General features: G+C 73.0%; 16 protein-coding genes. 2 read left to right on the top strand and 14 right to left on the bottom strand.

The features are described 5' to 3' along the window. Positions 1–124: 124 nt before the first annotated feature. From pyrF to pyrR, 6 genes are all read right to left on the bottom strand, one after another. Complete coding sequence (gene pyrF / locus BGP03_RS31625) at positions 125–946, bottom strand: orotidine-5'-phosphate decarboxylase (protein ID WP_296377211.1); 822 nt, start codon at positions 944–946, stop codon at positions 125–127. A gap of 82 nt (positions 947–1,028) precedes the next feature. Next, positions 1,029–4,316, bottom strand: a complete 3,288-nt coding sequence (gene carB / locus BGP03_RS31620; RefSeq protein ID WP_296377185.1) for a carbamoyl-phosphate synthase large subunit — start codon at positions 4,314–4,316, stop codon at positions 1,029–1,031. 51 nt (positions 4,317–4,367) lie between these two features. Beyond that, on the bottom strand, positions 4,368–5,504 hold the full coding sequence (gene carA / locus BGP03_RS31615) for a glutamine-hydrolyzing carbamoyl-phosphate synthase small subunit (protein WP_298800609.1): 1,137 nt from the start codon (positions 5,502–5,504) through the stop codon (positions 4,368–4,370). Then, positions 5,501–6,826: a dihydroorotase gene (locus tag BGP03_RS31610; RefSeq protein WP_296377187.1), complete on the bottom strand. Its 1,326-nt coding sequence runs from the start codon at positions 6,824–6,826 to the stop codon at positions 5,501–5,503. The genes carA and BGP03_RS31610 overlap by 4 nt, the downstream gene beginning before the upstream one ends. 26 nt (positions 6,827–6,852) lie before the next feature. After that, positions 6,853–7,797 (bottom strand): aspartate carbamoyltransferase catalytic subunit, encoded by a 945-nt coding sequence (locus BGP03_RS31605; RefSeq protein WP_296377188.1) that lies wholly within the window; start codon positions 7,795–7,797, stop codon positions 6,853–6,855. After that, positions 7,794–8,366, bottom strand: coding sequence for a bifunctional pyr operon transcriptional regulator/uracil phosphoribosyltransferase PyrR (pyrR, locus tag BGP03_RS31600; RefSeq protein WP_296377189.1), 573 nt, complete (start codon positions 8,364–8,366; stop codon positions 7,794–7,796). Before pyrR ends, BGP03_RS31605 begins: the two co-directional genes overlap by 4 nt. 521 nt (positions 8,367–8,887) lie before the next feature. Between pyrR and BGP03_RS31595 the strand changes: the two genes are divergently transcribed. Then, on the top strand, positions 8,888–9,370 hold the full coding sequence (locus BGP03_RS31595; RefSeq protein WP_296377190.1) for a transcriptional regulator: 483 nt from the start codon (positions 8,888–8,890) through the stop codon (positions 9,368–9,370). A gap of 276 nt (positions 9,371–9,646) precedes the next feature. Here BGP03_RS31595 and BGP03_RS31590 read toward each other — a convergent pair whose 3' ends face one another. Together BGP03_RS31590 and BGP03_RS31585 are read right to left on the bottom strand one after the other, a co-directional pair. After that, a complete protein-coding gene (locus tag BGP03_RS31590) occupies positions 9,647–10,822 on the bottom strand; it encodes an MFS transporter (RefSeq protein ID WP_296377191.1) in 1,176 nt (391 codons plus the stop codon). Between the two features lie 127 nt (positions 10,823–10,949). Continuing rightward, positions 10,950–12,101 (bottom strand): acyl-CoA dehydrogenase, encoded by a 1,152-nt coding sequence (locus tag BGP03_RS31585; RefSeq protein WP_296377192.1) that lies wholly within the window; start codon positions 12,099–12,101, stop codon positions 10,950–10,952. A 55-nt stretch (positions 12,102–12,156) separates the two neighbouring features. Between BGP03_RS31585 and BGP03_RS31580 the strand changes: the two genes are divergently transcribed. Then, a complete protein-coding gene (locus BGP03_RS31580; protein ID WP_298800610.1) occupies positions 12,157–12,771 on the top strand; it encodes a TetR/AcrR family transcriptional regulator in 615 nt (204 codons plus the stop codon). Here the strand turns inward: BGP03_RS31580 and nusB are convergent. The 6 genes from nusB to BGP03_RS31550 form a co-directional block, all read right to left on the bottom strand. Beyond that, positions 12,761–13,180, bottom strand: a complete 420-nt coding sequence (gene nusB, locus BGP03_RS31575) for a transcription antitermination factor NusB (RefSeq protein WP_296377212.1) — start codon at positions 13,178–13,180, stop codon at positions 12,761–12,763. The genes BGP03_RS31580 and nusB overlap by 11 nt on opposite strands. Positions 13,181–13,196: 16 nt before the next feature. Continuing rightward, positions 13,197–13,760, bottom strand: coding sequence for an elongation factor P (efp, locus tag BGP03_RS31570; RefSeq protein WP_296377194.1), 564 nt, complete (start codon positions 13,758–13,760; stop codon positions 13,197–13,199). Between the two features lie 104 nt (positions 13,761–13,864). After that, complete coding sequence (locus tag BGP03_RS31565; protein ID WP_298800611.1) at positions 13,865–14,944, bottom strand: Xaa-Pro peptidase family protein; 1,080 nt, start codon at positions 14,942–14,944, stop codon at positions 13,865–13,867. A gap of 46 nt (positions 14,945–14,990) precedes the next feature. After that, on the bottom strand, positions 14,991–15,440 hold the full coding sequence (gene aroQ, locus BGP03_RS31560; RefSeq protein ID WP_296377196.1) for a type II 3-dehydroquinate dehydratase: 450 nt from the start codon (positions 15,438–15,440) through the stop codon (positions 14,991–14,993). After that, positions 15,437–16,531, bottom strand: a complete 1,095-nt coding sequence (gene aroB, locus BGP03_RS31555) for a 3-dehydroquinate synthase (protein ID WP_296377197.1) — start codon at positions 16,529–16,531, stop codon at positions 15,437–15,439. The genes aroQ and aroB overlap by 4 nt, the downstream gene beginning before the upstream one ends. A gap of 20 nt (positions 16,532–16,551) precedes the next feature. Then, the gene (locus BGP03_RS31550; protein ID WP_363094891.1) at positions 16,552–17,181 is read right to left on the bottom strand and encodes a shikimate kinase; all 630 of its coding nucleotides are present in this window, start codon (positions 17,179–17,181) and stop codon (positions 16,552–16,554) included. Between the last annotated feature and the right edge of the window lie 38 nt (positions 17,182–17,219).

The raw sequence follows: 17,219 nt of genomic DNA, 5'->3' as shown, positions 1-17,219 counted from the left end.
TGGTGCTGATCACCAGCCCGGTGCACAGACGGCAGCATGATGCCGCGAGCGCACCGATCCGGTGATCATGGCTGACGCACCACCGCGCGAACGTCGGCGGCGCACGGCGGTCGCGCCTCGGGCGTCAGACGGCCGCGGACAGTTCGTCGCGCAGGGACTGCGCGGCCCCCCGCAGCGCCGCCACGTCCGGGCCCGCCTCGAGCACCGACCGGGACGCCGCGGGCAGCACGATCCCCCGCAGCCCGGCGAACCGCACCCGGATGTCCGCCGGGCCGGCGCCCTGGGCACCCAGCCCCGGCGCCAGCACGGCGCCGTTGAGCGCGGTGAGGTCGAGGCCGTGGTCGTTCGTGGCCCCGACCACCACCCCGACGTCCCCCAGCGGCTCGGCACCGGCGTTGCGCGCCGCGGCGGCGTCCACGATCGACTGTGCGACGCTCCGCCCCCCTACCGTGGCGAGCTGCACCTGCTCCCCCTCCGGGTTGGACGTGCGGGCCAGCACGAACACACCGCGCCCGGCATCGGCCGCGGCGTCGAGGCCCGGCAGCAGCGACCCGAACCCGAGGTACGGCGAGAGCGTGACGGCGTCGGCGCCCAGCGGGGCCTTGACCCCGAGGTAGGCGTCGGCATAGCCGTCCATCGTGGACCCGATGTCACCGCGCTTGGCGTCGAGGATCACCAGCGTGTCCGTCCCGTCGAACGCCTCCAGCAGCCGCTCCAGCACGGCGATCCCCGCCGAGCCGTGCCGCTCGAAGAACGCCGACTGCGGCTTGACCACGCCGATGTGCCCGGCGAACGCCTCCGCGCAGGTGGTCGCGAAGGACTCGAGGCCCTCGGCGTCGTCGGTCAGGTCCCAGGCCGCGAGCAACCCCGGGTGCGGGTCGATCCCGGCGCAGAGGTTGCCGTGGGTGGTGACGGCAGCCGCGAGTCGTGTGCCGAAGGTGTCCATCACCGCAACCTCCCGGGGGTCGTGCGCGGATATCGGTGCGGGAACACCGTTATCCGCGCACGGGCGGCGGAGCCGCACTCGGTCACGACCGCGCCTTGGTCAGCGCGGCGTGGGCGTCCTGCAGCGACCGGACGCCGATCTTCCCGGCCTTCATCGCCTCGATCCCCTGCACCGCAGCGGCCGCACCCTGCACCGTGGTCACGCACGGCACACCGCGCGACACCGCTGCCGCCCGGATCTCGTAGCCGTCGATGCGGGGCCCGGAGTTGCCGTAGGGAGTGTTGATGATCAGGTCGACGTCGCCGGCGAGGATCCTGTCCACAATGGTCTCCCCACCCTCGTAGTGCTTGCGCACCACCGTGGGCGTGAGCCCGTAGCGTCGCAGCACGTCCGCGGTGCCGGCCGTGGCCAGGACCTCGAAGCCCAGGTCCGCCAGCCGCAGCACGGGGAAGATCATGGCCCGCTTGTCGCGGTCGGCCATCGAGACGAACACGCGACCTGAGGTCGGCAGCGATCCGTACGCCCCGGCCTGCGACTTGGCGAACGCCGCGCCGAAGGAGGCGTCGAAGCCCATGACCTCGCCGGTGGACTTCATCTCCGGGCCCAGCAGCGGGTCGATGTTCTTGCCCTCGGGGGTGCGGAAACGATTGAACGGCAGCACCGCCTCCTTCACCGCGATGGGCGCGTCGGGTGGCAGCTCCCCGCCGTCACCGTTCGCCGGGAGGAGACCCTCCTCCCTCAACGACGCGATGGTGGCGCCCAGCATGATCCGCGCCGCCGCCTTGGCCAGCGGCACCGCCGTCGCCTTGGACACGAACGGCACCGTGCGTGACGCCCGCGGGTTGGCCTCCAGCACGTAGAGCGTGTCGCCGTGCAGCGCGTACTGCACGTTGAGCAACCCCCGCACCCCGACGCCGTAGGCGATGGCCTCGGTGGAGCGCCGCACCGCCTCCAGCACCGAGGTGCCCAGCGTGATCGGCGGCAGCGTGCAGGAGGAGTCGCCGGAGTGCACGCCGGCCTCCTCGATGTGCTCCATCACGCCGCCGAGGAACACCTCCGTGCCGTCGCACAGCGCGTCGACGTCGATCTCGATGGCGTCGTCGAGGAACCGGTCGACCAGCACCGGGCGCTCGTCGCTGATCGTGGTGGCGCGGGAGATGTAACCGCGCAGCGTCTCGTCGTCGTACACGATCTCCATGCCGCGCCCGCCGAGCACGTAGGACGGACGCACCAGCACGGGGTAGCCGATGCGGGCGGCGATCTCCTGCGCCTCCGGGAACGACGTGGCCATCCCGAACGCCGGGGCGGGGAGGCCGGCCTTGCGCAGCACCTCACCGAACGCCCCGCGGTCCTCGGCGAGGTCGATCGCCGCGGCCGACGTCCCGACGACGGGCACGCCCGCGGCCGTCAGCCGGGCGGCGAGTCCGAGCGGGGTCTGACCGCCGAGCTGCACGATCACGCCGGCGACGGTCCCGCTCTCCTGCTCGGCGTGCACCACCTCGAGCACGTCCTCGAAGGTCAGCGGCTCGAAGTAGAGGCGGTCGGCGGTGTCGTAGTCGGTGGAGACGGTCTCGGGGTTGCAGTTGACCATCACGGTCTCGAACCCGGCCTCGCGCAGCGCCATCACGGCGTGGACGCACGAGTAGTCGAACTCGATGCCCTGCCCGATGCGGTTGGGCCCCGAGCCGAGGATCAGCACCTTCGGCTTCTCGGTCTGCGCCGCGATCTCCGACTCCGCGGACGGGTCGGTCTCGTAGGCGCTGTAGTGGTACGGCGTCTTCGCGGCGAACTCCGCGGCGCAGGTGTCCACCGTCTTGTAGACGGGCCGGATCCCCAGCCGGTGCCGCAGCGAGCGCACCCCGTCCTCGCCGGCGAACTCGGGGCGCAGCGCGGCCAGCTGCCGGTCCGAGAGCCCCGCGCGCTTGGCCCGGCGCAGCAGCGCGGCGTCGAGCACCGGCGCGTTCCCGATCTCCGCACGGAGCTCGACGAGCACGAGGATCTGGTCGAGGAACCACGGGTCGATGCCCGAGGTCTCGGTGACCTGGGCGATCGACGCCCCGCCCCGCAGCGCGCGCTCGATCGCGTAGATCCGGCCGTCGACGGGCGTGCGGATCTCCGGCTCGCCCTCGGGGTCGGGGGTGGTCCAGAACGACGCTGCGGTGGTCTCCATGGACCGCAACGCCTTGCCCAGTGCCTCCGGGAACGACCGACCCAGCGCCATCGCCTCACCGACGCTCTTCATCGTCGTGGTCAGCTCGGGATCGGCCCCGGGGAACTTCTCGAACGCGAACCGCGGGATCTTCACGGCCACGTAGTCGAGCGTGGGCTCGAACGCGGCCAGCGTCTCGCCGGTGATGTCGTTGCGGATCTCGTCGAGGGTGTAGCCGACGGCCAGCCGCGCCGCGATCTTCGCGATCGGGAATCCGGTGGCCTTGGACGCCAGCGCACTCGACCGGGAGACGCGCGGGTTCATCTCGATCACGACGAGGCGCCCGGTGTCGGGGTGGATCGCGAACTGGATGTTGCAGCCACCGGTGTCGACGCCGACCGCGCGCAGCACGGCGATGCCGACGTCGCGCATGTGCTGGTACTCGCGGTCCGTCAGCGTCATGGCGGGTGCGACGGTGATCGAGTCGCCGGTGTGCACGCCCATCGGGTCGATGTTCTCGATCGAGCAGATGACCACGACGTTGTCGTTGCGGTCACGCATGAGCTCGAGCTCGAACTCCTTCCACCCGAGCACCGACTCCTCGATGAGCACCTCGGTGACCGGCGACGCGGCGAGCCCACCGCCCGCGAGCCGCTCCAGGTCGGCCTCGGTGTGGGCCATGCCCGAGCCGAGACCGCCCATGGTGAACGACGGCCGGATGACGACGGGCAGCCCGAGGTCGGCGACGGCGGCGCGCACCTCCTCCATGGAGTGGCAGACGGCGCTGCGCGGCACCTCGCCGCCGACGCCGAGCACGATCTCCTTGAACTTCAGCCGGTCCTCACCGCGCTGGATGGCCTCGACGTCGGCACCGATCAGCTCGACGCCGTAGCGCTCCAGCACACCGTTGTCGTGCAACGCGATCGCGGTGTTGAGCGCGGTCTGCCCGCCCAGTGTCGCGAGGATGGCGTCGGGCCGCTCGGCCGCGATCACCTGCTCCACGAACCCGGGCGTGATCGGCTCGATGTAGGTGGCGTCGGCGAACTCGGGGTCGGTCATGATCGTCGCCGGGTTGGAGTTCACCAGCGACACGCGGATGCCCTCGGCCTGCAGCACGCGACACGCCTGGGTGCCGGAGTAGTCGAACTCGCACGCCTGCCCGATGACGATCGGCCCGGACCCGATCACCATCACGTGGTGGATGTCGTCACGCTTGGGCACGCTGGCGCTCCTCCGTCTCGGTGCTGCTGGTCGTCGGGTGGGTCCGGGAGTTCACGAGCCGCCTCCGGCCAGGCGGTGGCGGCCGCCGCCCGACATGAGCTCCGCGAAGCGGTCGAACAGATCCGCCGCGTCGTGCGGGCCGGCCGCCGCCTCGGGGTGGTACTGGACGCTGAACGCGGGCGCGTCCACCAGTTCCAGTCCCTCGACGCAGCCGTCGTTGGGACAGGTGTGGGTGATCCGGCCCGGGCCGAACGGGGTGTCGAACCGCTCCCCCGCCTCGCCCGCCACGGCGAACCCGTGGTTCTGCGACGTGATCGCGACGCGGCCGGTGGCGTGCTCGATCACCGGGATGTTGATGCCGCGGTGGCCGTAGCGCAGCTTGAACGTGTCGCGGCCCAGTGCGCGGCCGAGGATCTGGTTGCCGAAGCAGATGCCGAACAGCGGGATCCGCCGCTCCAGGACCTGCTGGGTGAGCTCCACGGGGCCGTCCGCGGTGGCCGGGTCGCCGGGACCGTTGGAGAGGAAGAACCCGTCGGGGTTCAGCGCCTCGATCTCCTCGATCGTCGTGGACGCGGGCAGCACGTGGGTCTCGATGCCCCGTGCCGCCAGCATCCGCGGCGTGTTGGCCTTGATCCCGACGTCGAGCGCGGCCACCCGGAACCGCGCAGTGCCCTGCGCCGCAACAACATAGGGCTCGCGGGTGGTGACGGCGCCGTAGAGGTCGGCGCCCTCCATCGGCGGGCTCTGCCGCACGCGCTCCACGAGATCGGCGTCGGCGGCCAGATCGTCGCCGGAGAACACACCGGCCCGCATGGCGCCGCGCTCGCGCAGGTGCCGCACCAGTGCTCGGGTGTCCACACCGGACACCCCCACGATCCCCTGCGCCACGAGGGCGTCGCCCAGTGAGCCCGTGGCGCGCCAGTTGGACGGCGAGCGGCTCGGGTCGCGCACCACGTACCCGGCGACCTGGATCCCCGCGGACTCGTCGTCCTCGTCGTTCCAGCCGGTGTTGCCGATCTGCGGGGCGGTCTGCACCACGATCTGGCGGTGGTAGGAGGGGTCGGTCAGCGTCTCCTGGTAGCCGGTCATGCCGGTGGTGAACACCGCCTCGCCGAGCCCGGTCCCGGTGGCGCCGTAGGCCTCCCCGCGGAAGATCCTGCCGTCCTCGAGGACGAGTAGCGCGGTCACACTCTCTCTCCGTTCTGTGCAGCACCCGAGGGCGCAGCCACTCCGCCCTGAGCCGTGATGCGGCCCCTCAGGACCGTGGCGACCACCGTGGCCGGCAGCCGCATGCCCTCGTAGGGCGTGTTGGACGCCAGGCTGGCGAGGTTCTCGCCCCGTACGGTCCAGACCCCGTCGGGGTCGACGAGCACCAGGTTCGCCGGCTCGCCCTCCGCGATGGGACGACCGTGGTCGGGCAGCCCGGCGATCTCCGCGGGCCGCTCCGACATCACCCGCGCGACGCCCCGCCAGTCCAGCAGCCCGGACTCGACGCACGCGAGCACCACCACCGACAGCGCCGTCTGCAGCCCGAGCATGCCCGGCTTGGCCGCGGCCCACTCGGTGTCCTTGTACTGGCTGGCGTGCGGCGCGTGGTCGGTGGCGACGACGTCGATGACGCCCTCGGCGAGCGCCTGCCGCATGGCCTGCGTGTCGGGGCCGGTGCGCAGCGGCGGGTTGACCTTGTTGACCGGGTCGTAGCTGGTCAGCCGCGCGTCGGTGAGCAGCAGATGGTGCGGCGTGACCTCGGCGCTGACCCGCACGCCCGCGGCCTTGGCGGCACGCAGGACGTCGATGGTCCGCGCGCTGGAGACGTGACAGACGTGCAGCGCGGCCCCGGCCTCGCGGGCCAGCGCGCAGTCGCGGGCGACGATCGTCTCCTCGGCGGTGGCGGGCCAGCCGGCCAGCCCCAGCCGCGACGCGACGACGCCCTCGTGGGCCTGGGCGCCCGCGGTGAGGCGGTGGTCCTCGGCGTGCTGGGCGATCACGACGTCGAGCGCGGAGGCGTACTCCAGGGCACGGCGCATGATCAGGGGGTCGTGCACGCACCTGCCGTCGTCGGAGAACATCCGCACCTGCGCGCGGCTCATCGCCATCGTGCCGAGCTCGGCCATCTTGACGCCCTCGAGGCCGACGGTGACCGCGCCGACGGGGTGGACGTCGACCAGCCCGACCTCCTCGCCGCGGCGGCGCACGTGCTCGACCACGACGTCGGAGTCGGCGACCGGGTCGGTGTTGGGCATCGCGAACACCGCGGTGTAGCCGCCCAGCGCGGCGGCGGCGCAGCCGGTGGCGATGGTCTCCGACTCCTCCCCGCCGGGCTCGCGCAGGTGGGTGTGCAGGTCGACGAGGCCGGGCAGGAGCACGAGGCCGTCGGCGTCGAGGGTCGGGATGCCGTCCGGCGCGACGAGACCGGGGCCCATCTCGACGACGACGCCGTCCCGGATCAGCAGGTCCACGGCGTCCCCGACGCCGTAGGGCCGGGCGGAGGTGATCAGCAGGTCGTGCACGGGAGCTCCGTTCGTGGTTGCAGCGCTCACTCCGGGGCTCCGGCGAGGAGGTGGTATAGGACCGCCATGCGCACGTGGACGCCGTTGCGGACCTGGGCCAGCACCGCCGAGCGCGGGCCGTCGGCCACCGCGGGCGCGATCTCCATGCCGCGCACCATCGGCCCCGGGTGCAGCACGACGGCGCGGTCGGGCAGCAGCGCGGCGCGGTCGGACGAGAGGCCGTAGCGCACCGCGTACTCGCGCGAGGACGGGAAGAACGAGCCGTGCATCCGCTCGGCCTGCACGCGCAGCATCATCACCGCGTCCAGGGCGGGCAGCTCGGCGTCCAGCTCGGGGCTGACCCGGCAGGGCCACTCCGCGATGCCGACGGGCAGCAGGGTGGGCGGGGCGATCACCACCACCTCCGCACCGAGCGTCGCGAGCAGGAAGACGTTGGAGCGGGCGACGCGGCTGTGCAGGATGTCGCCCACGATCCCGATGCGGCGCCCGGCGATGCCGCCGAGACGGTCGCGCAGGGTGGCCGCGTCGAGCAGGGCCTGGGTGGGGTGCTCGTGGGTGCCGTCGCCGGCGTTGACGATCGAGGTGTGCGTGCCGGTGGTGTCGGCGTCGCGGTCGGCCCAGGCGGCCAGCCGGTGCGCCGAGCCCGACGCGGGGTGCCGGACGATCACGCAGTCGGCGCCCATCGCGGAGAGCGTCAGCGAGGTGTCACGCAGGGACTCGCCCTTCGCCACCGACGAGCCGGACGCGCTGACGTTGACGGTGTCGGCGCTCATCCACTTGCCGGCGATCTCGAACGAGACGCGGGTGCGGGTGGAGTTCTCGTAGAACATCGTGATGACGGTGCGACCACGCAGGGTGGGGAGCTTGCGGACCTCACGGCCGAGCAGGGCCTGCTTGAGCCGGTCGGAGGTGTCGAGCAGGGCGGTGGCCGCGGCGGCGTCGAGGTCGGTCACCGAGAGCAGGTGCTTCACGTGCGTCCCAATCGGACGGCGTCGGCGCCGTCGGTCTCGTCGAGCAGGACGAGGATCTGCTCGTCGCGGGCGGTGGGCACGTTCTTGCCGACGTAGTCGGCCCGGATCGGCAGCTCGCGGTGGCCGCGGTCGACCAGCACGGCGAGCTGCACGGCGCGCGGGCGGCCGTGGTCGCTCAGGGCATCCAGCGCCGCCCGCACGGTGCGCCCGGACATCAGCACGTCGTCGACCAGGACGACGAGCGTGTCGTCGAGGCCGCCCTCGGGCACCTGGGTGTCCTCCAGCGCGCGGGCGGGACGGCGGCGCAGGTCGTCGCGGTAGAGCGTGGGGTCGACGAACCCGACGGCGGGTGCGCTGCCCTCGAACTCCTCGATCGCCGCGGCCAGCCGTCGGGCCAGCACGGCACCGCGCGTGGGGATGCCGATGAGCACGACGTTGTCGGTGCCCGCGGTCTTCTCGATGATCTGGTGCGCGATGCGCGCGATGGTGCGGGTGACGTCGGCGGCGCTGAGCAGCTCCCGGCCGGGAGCATCGGCGCCTGCCTGGTCCCCGCGGCGGTCGTCCGCCACGAGTCTCTCCTTCCCCGCCTCACCGGACGGGCCTTAAAGGAACGGTCCTCACTCGGACCCCAGCCGTGGCCGACCGTACCAGTGCACCCGACGATGACCCGTCCCCGGACGCCCCGACATCGCCAGCGTCACAACCCCGCGTGAGCCACCAGGACACCCACTCGAACCCCACCAGCCACGCAGCTGTCACCATCTGACGGAGAGTTGCCACGAATACTACGGTCGTAAGGCCAGGCCGGGGCGTGTCGATCAGCCGTTCGAGTGATCTCTGGGTCCGGAAACCCCGTCAGGGGGTGACCGGCTTGACCGATCGACGGCGCAAGCGCATGATTACTCTCCGTATTGAACTCTTGCTCGCAGGGTGGCCGCGGAAGCGGGGGGCAGCACCACCGCGGGCGAGGGCCGCACCGCTGCGCTTCGGCTCCCTGCGCATCAGACGGCACGGCGCTTTACACGTCATCACCAGGTCGGCCCCACCCCCGCGGCAGGACCGACGGACCAGCAAGTGAGGAGGTCGCCAGATGGGCGACTACGCCAAGGCGCTCGGCGGCAAGCTGCGCGCCATCCGGCAACAGCAGGGCTTGTCGCTGCACGGAGTGGAACAGAAGTCGGGCGGTCGCTGGAAGGCCGTCGTCGTCGGCTCGTACGAGCGCGGCGACCGGGCCGTCACGGTGCAGAAGCTGGCCGAGCTGGCCGACTTCTACGGCGTTCCCGTGGCCGAACTACTCCCCGAGGGGCGCGTGCCGTCCGGCTCCGAGCCGGCCACGAAGATCGTCATCAACCTGGAGCGGCTGCAGCAGCTCCCGGCCGACAAGGTCGGCCCGCTCGCCCGTTACGCCGCCGCGATCCAGAGCCAGCGCGGTGACTACAACGGCAAGGTCCTCTCGATCCGTGCCGAGGACCTCCGGTCGCTGTCGATCATCTACGACATGACGCCCGGCGAGCTCACCGACCAGCTCATCGACTGGGGCGTCCTGCCTCCCGAGGCGCGCCCCGTCTCGTAGGACCACCGGGCGGGCACCTGGGGAAGGGTGCCAGGCCCGCGAGCGACGACAGAGCCGCACCGGCTGCCCCGGTGCGGCTCTGTCGTCTGTGGACGTCTCGTGTGGACAACGCGCGGGCGGGTGACGGCGCGACCGGCACCTCGCAGGGAGCGCGGGCGTCCCGGCGGGGGCCCTTCCCATGATCAGCGGTCGGCGCGTTGCCGGCCACATCTGGCCGGTTGTGCCACCCACGGCCGATCCTGCCGACCGCACCTCCCGGAACCGCCGACTCGCGCGTCAGGCCGGGACCGGCACTCGGCGGCTCCGCCGGCGCGCCAGGGCCACCGCCGCCCATGCCGGGACGATGCCCAGCGCCGCCAGCAGGGCGCCGGCCGCCGGCGGCGCGGCGAGGCCCAGGCCGGCCGCGAGCACCAGGCCGCCCAGGGAGGCGCCGACCGCGTTGGAGAGGTTGAAGGCCGACTGGATGGCCGCCGAGGCCAGCGAGGGTGCGTCGCCGGCCGCGTCCATCACCATGGTCTGCACGGCGGGGACGAGGCCCAGGCCCAGCACCCCGACGCCGAAGACCACCGCGGGCGCGAGCACGGGCGAGGCCATCGCGGGCACGGCCAGCAGCAGGAGCACTGCCTGGCCCGCGAGGAGGGCGACGACGACGTGGCGGGGGTCGAAGCGGTCCGACAACCGGCCTCCGAGCACCGACCCGACGGTCATGCCGAGGCCGAACACGGCCAGCAGCACCGGCACGGCCCCCGGGCCGAGACCCGTCCGCTCGGTGAGCATCGGCGCGATGAACGTGTAGAAGGAGAACAGCCCGCCGCAGCCCACGACCACCGCGGCGAGCGCCAGCAGGACCGCGGGCTTGCGGAACGCGGCGAACTCCCCCGCCAGCCGCGGGCGGACCGCGGGGATGGCCTCGCGGGGGACGGTTGCGAGCATCCCGCCGATGCACAGCAGCGCGATACCGGTGATGATCACGAACGCCAGCCGCCAGCCCGCCGTGGACCCGAGCGCGGTGGTGAGCGGCACGCCGACGAGGTTGGCCAGGGTCAGCCCGAGCAGCATCGTCGCGACGGCCGACGCCCGACGACGCTCCGCGACCAGGGACGCGGCGACGAGCGCTCCCACGCCGAAGAACGCGCCGTGCGGGAGACCGGAGAGGAACCGGGCGACGAGCAGGACGCCGAAGCTCGGAGCGACCGCCGCGAGGGCGTTGCCGGCGACGAAAAGGCCCATGAACAGCAGCAGCGCGGTGCGCCTGCGCAACCGGAACGCGGCCGCGGTGAGCAGCGGCGCGCCGACCACCACGCCGATCGCGTAGGCCGTGACGAGGTTGCCGGCCCCGGCGACGGAGACGGACAGGTCGGTGGCGATGCGGGGCAGCAGACCCATGACGGCGAACTCGGTGAGGCCGATGGCGAACGTGCCCAGCGCCATCGCGATGATCGCGACGGGCATGGCGGTGCTCCTGCGTGGCGAATGTGGACAGGGGTGGCCGCACTCGTCGTCGCAGCAGGCCGGTCCCGAACGCTACGCCGGTGGCCGACCACGCGTCGAATCGATTCGATGTGGTTCTGCCCTCACCTCAGAAGATCGGGGTGCCGGCATCGAGGCCCAGCCGGATCCGGCCCGCCGTCTCCTGGTGGCCGGCGGCCAGCAGGCCGTGCTGGGCGGCCGCGAACCCGTCGCGGAACAGCCGCTCCAGTCGACCGCCACGGTAGAGCGACACCGAGCTGCCCAGGGCGTACATCGCGGTGAGGGCGTCCCGGGCGGTGGACGCCGCGTGGCACATCGCGCCGCGCAGGGCACCCCGGAGCGCGAGCGGAACCGCACCCGCGACCGCCGCTTCGTCGACGTCGGCCGCCGCCGCCAGCAGCAGGAGCCGGGCCGCCCGCAGCGCGGCGTCGGTGCCACTGACCGCCGACTGCGCGTAACCGCGCCCGGCCAGCATCCCGTTGTCGGTGCCCTTGCCCGGTGCGAGCGCGACGATCTCCTCGACGGCCGCGGCGGCGATCCCGAGGACGACGGCCGCGCAGCCCGTGGAGGCGAGGGTGAACGCCGGTATCCGGTAGAGCGGGCGGTCGATCCGCGCCGGTCCGAACGGGCTGACCACGAGATCGCCCGGCACGAGGACCCCGTCGGCGACCACGCTGCCACTGCCCGTGCCACGCATCCCGGTGACGTCCCAGGTGTCGAGCACGGTGATGTCCGCGCGCCGGGTGTAGAAGACCCGCACGTCGGGCCGGTCGCCCGGGGAGACGGTGCCGAACAGGGCGATCCAGTCGGCCGAGTCCGCGGCACTGACCATGTCCCACCGACCCGACAGCGCGAACCCGCCGTCGACCTCCACCCCGACCCCCGTCGGCCGGGCCGAGTTCGCGATCACGGGATCGGCCCCGTCACCCCAGATCCGGTCCACCCCCGCCGCGGGCAGCAGGGCCGCGGAGAAGCCGAGGTTGCCGTTCCAGACGTTCCACGCGACCGGCCCGTCCAGCCGGGCCAGGCACTCGAGGACCTCCAGCGACTCGCTCAGGCTCGCCTCGAACCCGCCGAGTTCGCGCGGCGTCGAGAGGCGGAACGCGCCGGCGGCGCGCAGGGCCTCCAGCAGGCTCGCCGGGAGCCGGCGCAGCACGTCGGCCTCGTCGCGGCCCGCCTCGACGGCGCCGCGGACGATCCCGGGCAGGTCGCGGGCCGCGTGCGGGCGAGCGGGACGCGTGAGACTGAGAGCTTGGACCATGAGTCCAGACTAGCAATCTGGACCCGTGATCGGAACAGTCGTCTACGCTGGGTCCGTGGCCGTCCGCCCGTACCTGCGCCCCCGCCCCGACGACACCTCTCCCTCGGCCACCGAGAGCCGCGTGCTGGCCGCGGCCGAGAAGCTGATCGACGCCGGCACGTTCCACCAGGCGACGGTGGCCGAGCTCGCCGAGCACGCCGGGGTGGCCCGCGCCACCGTGTTCGGCCGGTTCGGATCCAAGCTGGGCGTGCTGGAGGCGCTGAGCGTCCGCTGCTCGGGCGGGCCGGAGATCCGGGCCGTCCGGGAGGCGTTCCTGGTCGACGACCCGCGCGCCGCCCTACCCGCCGTGGTGGCCGCGGCGGCGGCCCTGTGGGAGCGGCAGGGTCACATCCTGCTCACGGCGAAGGCCGTGGTGGAGCTGGAACCCGGCGCGATCCGGATCATCGACGAGCAGCGGGCGGACCAGCGGCGGTCGGTCGAGGGGCTGGTGGCCCGCCTCGTCGGAGCGGGCGCGCTGCGCGACGGGCTCGACGCCGACGAGGCGGTGGCGACCCTGCACATGATCACCAGCGTGCAGTCGTTCGTGGAGCTGCGCCGCCACGGCGGCGTGTCCCCGGAGCGCACGGTCGAGCTGCTCACGCAGCTCGCCGTGACGCTGCTCAGCGCGTAGCGCGCAGGTGCTCGGCGATGTCGGAGATGCGGCCGAGCACGCCGTTGAGGAAGCGGGGGCTGTCGTCGGTGGACAGCGTGCGCGCGAGCTCGACGGCCTCGGTGATGGCCACGGGGTCGTCGATCTCGTCGACCCACAGCAGCTCGAACACGCCGATGCGCAGCAGCGTGCGGTCGACGGCCGGCATGCGGGCCACCGACCAGCCCTCGGCGTGCTCGGCGAGCAGCTGGTCGATGCGCCCGCGGTGCTCGACGACGCCCTTCACCAGCATGGCGGCGTAGTCCGACACCGGCGGGGCGTCGTCGGTCTCGACGCGCTGGGTGAGGACCTCCAGCGGGTCGTCACCCCGCGCCTCGGACTCGAAGAGGATGTCCAGGGCACGTTTCCGCGCCCTGGTGCGGGCCCTGATCATGCCCAGAACCCCATCAGGCGGAGACGCGGCCGAGGTAGCGCCCGTCGCGGGTGTCCACCTTGACCTTCTCGCCGGTGGTGACGAACAGCGGCACCTGGATCTCCGCACCCGTCTCCAGGGTGGCGGGCTTGGTGCCGCCGGTGGAGCGGTCGCCCTGCAGGCCCGGGTCGGTGTGGCTGATCAGCAGCTCCACCGAGGTGGGCAGCTCGATGTAGAGCGGCACGCTCTCGTGCAGCGCGACCATCGCCGACTGGTTCTCCAGCAGGTAGCCGGCGTTCGTGCCGACCGTGACCTCCGGGATCGGGATCTGGTCGAACGTGTCGCCGTCCATGAACACGAAGTCGGCGCCGTCGCGGTAGAGGAAGGTCATGTCGCGACGGTCGACGGTGGCGGTCTCGACCTTGGTGCCGGCGTTGAACGTCTTGTCGACGACCTTGCCCGTCATCACGTTCTTCAGCGTGGTGCGCACGAAGGCGCCGCCCTTGCCGGGCTTGACGTGCTGGAAGGCGGTGACCGTCCACAGCTGGCCGTCGAGGTTGAGCACCAAGCCGTTCTTCAGGTCGTTCGTGGTGGCCACGTGCGTACATCTCCTGCGTCTGTGCTGGGCGCGGAGGTGGTCACGCGCCGGGTGTGCAGCGCCGATCGGCGCCGTCGTCCATGGCCCAGGGTACCGCCTCCGGGCTACCCGATCTCGAGCAGCTCCTTGGTGGTCAGCGTCAGGAGCTCGGGTGCGCCGTCCCGGACGACGAGCGTGTCCTCGATCCGGACGCCGCCCCGGCCCTCCAGGTACACGCCCGGTTCGACGGTGACGGCCGTCCCGGCGGCCAGCGTGCCGGAGCTGTTCCTGCCCAGCCAGGGCGCCTCGTGGATCTGCAGGCCGACGCCGTGCCCGAGGCCGTGCGGGAACTCGTCGCCGTGGCCGGCGTCCTCGACGACGCCGCGCGACGCGGCGTCGACCGCGACGACGTCGGCCCCGGGGGAGAGCGCCTCACACCCCGCCTGCTGCGCCGACGCGACCAGCGCGTACAGCTCACGCTGCCAGCCGGCGGCGGGACCGAGGACGACGGTGCGGGTCATGTCGGAGTGGTAGCCGCCGACCAGCGCCCCGAAGTCGAGCTTCACGAGATCACCCCGGCGCAGCTCGGCGTCGGTGGGGCTGTGGTGCGGGATCGCCGAGTGCCGGCCGGCCGCGAGGATCGTCTCGAACGACACGCCCTCGGCGCCGTGGCCGCGCATCCGGTTCTCCAGGTCCAGGGCCACCTCCCGCTCGGTGCGGCCCGGGGCCAGGCCACCGGCGGCGACCAGGTCGGCGAGCGCGGCGTCGGCGACGGCGCAGGCGGTGCGCAGCGTCGCGAGTTCGGTGGCGTCCTTGACCTGACGCAGCTGCTCCACCAGCCCCGGGGCCCGGGCCAGCGCGACGCCCTCGGCCGCCTCGTCGAGCGCCGTGTGCCCGTCGACCGTGACGTGCCCGGACTCGAAGCCCAGTGTGCGCACGCCCCACCCGTGGGCCTGCCGCGCGAGGGCCAGGGCCGAACCGCGGTCGACGACGGTATCGAGGTCGGGCACCTCGCGGGCAGCCTGCGTGGTGTAGCGGCCGTCGGTGCAGAAGCGGCTGGCCGCGTCGCCGTCGGCGTGCACGAGCAGGGCGGCGTTGGATCCCGTGAAACCGGTGAGGTAGCGGACGTTGACCAGATCGGTGACGAGCAGGGCGTCGACGCCGTCCAGCAGGGCCCGCAGTGCGGCTCGGCGTTCGGCAGTCATGCCGAGTGCTCCTCGACCGGTGGGGCGGCTGCGACAGATGCCGTGATCATGGACGGCCCAGGGAACACTGCTCCGCGATCCACCGCAGCGCCAGCGTGTAACCGGTGACGCCGAGTCCGACGATCACGCCGCTGGCGACGTCGGAGATGTAGGAGTGGTGACGGAACGGCTCGCGCTTGTGGACGTTGGAGATGTGCACCTCCACCAGCGGGGCCGTGAGCTGCGCGCACGCGTCGCGGACGGCCACCGAGGTGTGGGTCCAGGCGGCCGCGTTGAGCACCACCGGCGTGCCGGCGTCGGCGGCGGCGTGCAGCCAGCCCAGCAGCTCGCCCTCGTGGTCGGTCTGCCGGACCTCCACGCTCAGACCGAGCTCGCCGCCCGTCTTCTCGCACAGCTCGACGAGGTCGGCGTGGGTGGTGGCGCCGTAGACGGCGGGTTCGCGGGTGCCGAGACGACCCAGGTTGGGGCCGTTGAGGACGAGGACGGGGCGGTTCACGCTCCCACCACCGCGTACGCCCGCTCCAGCAGCTCCGGGTCGGGGCCCTCCAGGCGTCCGGGCTGCGCGAGGCCGTCCAGGACGACGAACCGGAGCATGCCCGCGCGCGACTTCTTGTCTCCGCGCATCGTCTCGACCAGCTCGGGCAGCACCCCCGCCTCGTAGGACACGGGCAGCCCGACCGACGCCAGCACCGCCCGGTGGCGGTCGGCCGTCGCGTCGTCGAGGCGCCCGGCCGCGCGGGCCAGCTCGGCCGCGAACACCAGCCCGACGCTCACCGCCGACCCGTGCCGCCAGCGATAGGCCTCGCGGCGCTCGACGGCGTGGCCGAGGGTGTGGCCGTAATTGAGGATCTCGCGCAGACTCGACTCCCGCAGGTCCGCGGCCACGACGTCGGCCTTCACCCGGATGGAGCGCTCGATGAGCTCGGCCAGCACCGGACCCGACGGGTCGAGCCCAAGAGCCGGGTCGGCCTCGATGAGGTCGAGGATCACCGGGTCGGCGATGAACCCGGTCTTGATGATCTCGGCGCTGCCCGCGACGATCTCGGCGGCCGGGAGCGTGTCGAGGGTGGCCAGGTCGACGAGCACCGCCGACGGCTCGTGGAACGCGCCGACGAGGTTCTTGCCCGCGGCGGTGTTGATGCCGGTCTTGCCCCCGACGGCGGCGTCCACCATCGCCAGCAGCGTGGTGGGCACGTGCACCACCCGCACCCCGCGCATCCAGGTGGCGGCGACGAAACCGGCGAGGTCGGTGGCCGCTCCCCCGCCGAGCGAGATCACGACGTCCTGGCGGGTGAGACCGACGCGGCCGCACACCTCCCAGCAGAAGCCGGCGACGGCGAGCGCCTTGCCCTCCTCGGCGTCGGGGATCTCGACGCGGTGGGCGTCGACCCCGGCCTCGGCGAGCGCTGTCCGCACCTCCTCCGCGACGTCGGCCAGCGCGGGCTGGTGCACCAGCACCGCCGTCGACGCGCCGAGATCGCGGACGGTGGAGGGCAGCAGGTCACGTACTCCGCGGCCGATCAGCACCGGATAGGGATGCTCGGTCGCCACGTCGATCCGGACGGTGGCCGGGGCTGGGATGTCCACGCGACGACCTTACCGAGGGGTCACGGACGGACGGTGGGATCCGGGAGCGCGGCGCCGCCCACCTGTGCGCCGTAGGGCGTGGGGACGTCCAGCGGGTCGGTGGGGTCGACCGGATCGGCCGGCGCGTCGGCCGGGACCTCGCCGATGGCCTCCAGCACCGCGCGCACGACCTGGTTCGCGCTGCGACGCACCGTGTCGACCTCGTGCGTGGCGACCTCGCGGTACAGCGGCGCGCGGGCGTCGAGCAGCGCCTTGAACGTGGCCCGCGGGTTGACCCCGGCCAGCAGCGGGCGGGCCGTGGACATGCCGGTGCGGCGCAGGCCGTCGGCCAGGCCGACCGTGAGGTGGACGACGCGGTGGCCCCGCAGCCGCACGCGGGTCTCGTCGGCCAGGACCGACCCACCGCCCAGCGCCAGCACCCCGGTGGTGGTGCGCAGCGCCTCGGCCACCACCTCGCGCTCCAGCGCGCGGAAGGCGTCCTCACCGTCCTGCAGGAACATATCGGCGATCGGCTTGCCCGCGCGCTCGACGATCAGCGCGTCGACGTCGGTGAAGGTGACCTTCAGACGACGGGCGAGCACCCGGCCCACGGTGGACTTGCCGGCCCCCGGTGGGCCGACCAGAACCAGGACAGGACGAGCCTCGGACATCACCCGCCCCAGGGTAGTAGCGGGCCGGGGCACCCCGA

The sequence above is a fragment of the Pseudonocardia sp. 73-21 genome, from assembly GCF_001899645.1.
In the GTDB taxonomy this organism is placed as follows: domain Bacteria; phylum Actinomycetota; class Actinomycetes; order Mycobacteriales; family Pseudonocardiaceae; genus Pseudonocardia.
The sequence above is the reverse complement of the archived record's forward strand: the minus strand, read 5'-3'. Positions and strand labels throughout refer to the sequence as shown.

Bases quoted from the DNA above. Each gene is read 5' to 3' on its own strand.
- BGP03_RS31550 (WP_363094891.1), bottom strand. From the start codon at position 17,181: ATGTCCGAGGCTCGTCCTGTCCTGGTTCTGGTCGGCCCACCGGGGGCC.
- pyrF (WP_296377211.1), bottom strand. From the start codon at position 946: ATGGACACCTTCGGCACACGACTCGCGGCTGCCGTCACCACCCACGGC.
- BGP03_RS31595 (WP_296377190.1), top strand. From the start codon at position 8,888: ATGGGCGACTACGCCAAGGCGCTCGGCGGCAAGCTGCGCGCCATCCGG.
- BGP03_RS31585 (WP_296377192.1), bottom strand. From the start codon at position 12,101: ATGGTCCAAGCTCTCAGTCTCACGCGTCCCGCTCGCCCGCACGCGGCC.
- BGP03_RS31590 (WP_296377191.1), bottom strand. From the start codon at position 10,822: ATGCCCGTCGCGATCATCGCGATGGCGCTGGGCACGTTCGCCATCGGC.
- BGP03_RS31565 (WP_298800611.1), bottom strand. From the start codon at position 14,944: ATGACTGCCGAACGCCGAGCCGCACTGCGGGCCCTGCTGGACGGCGTC.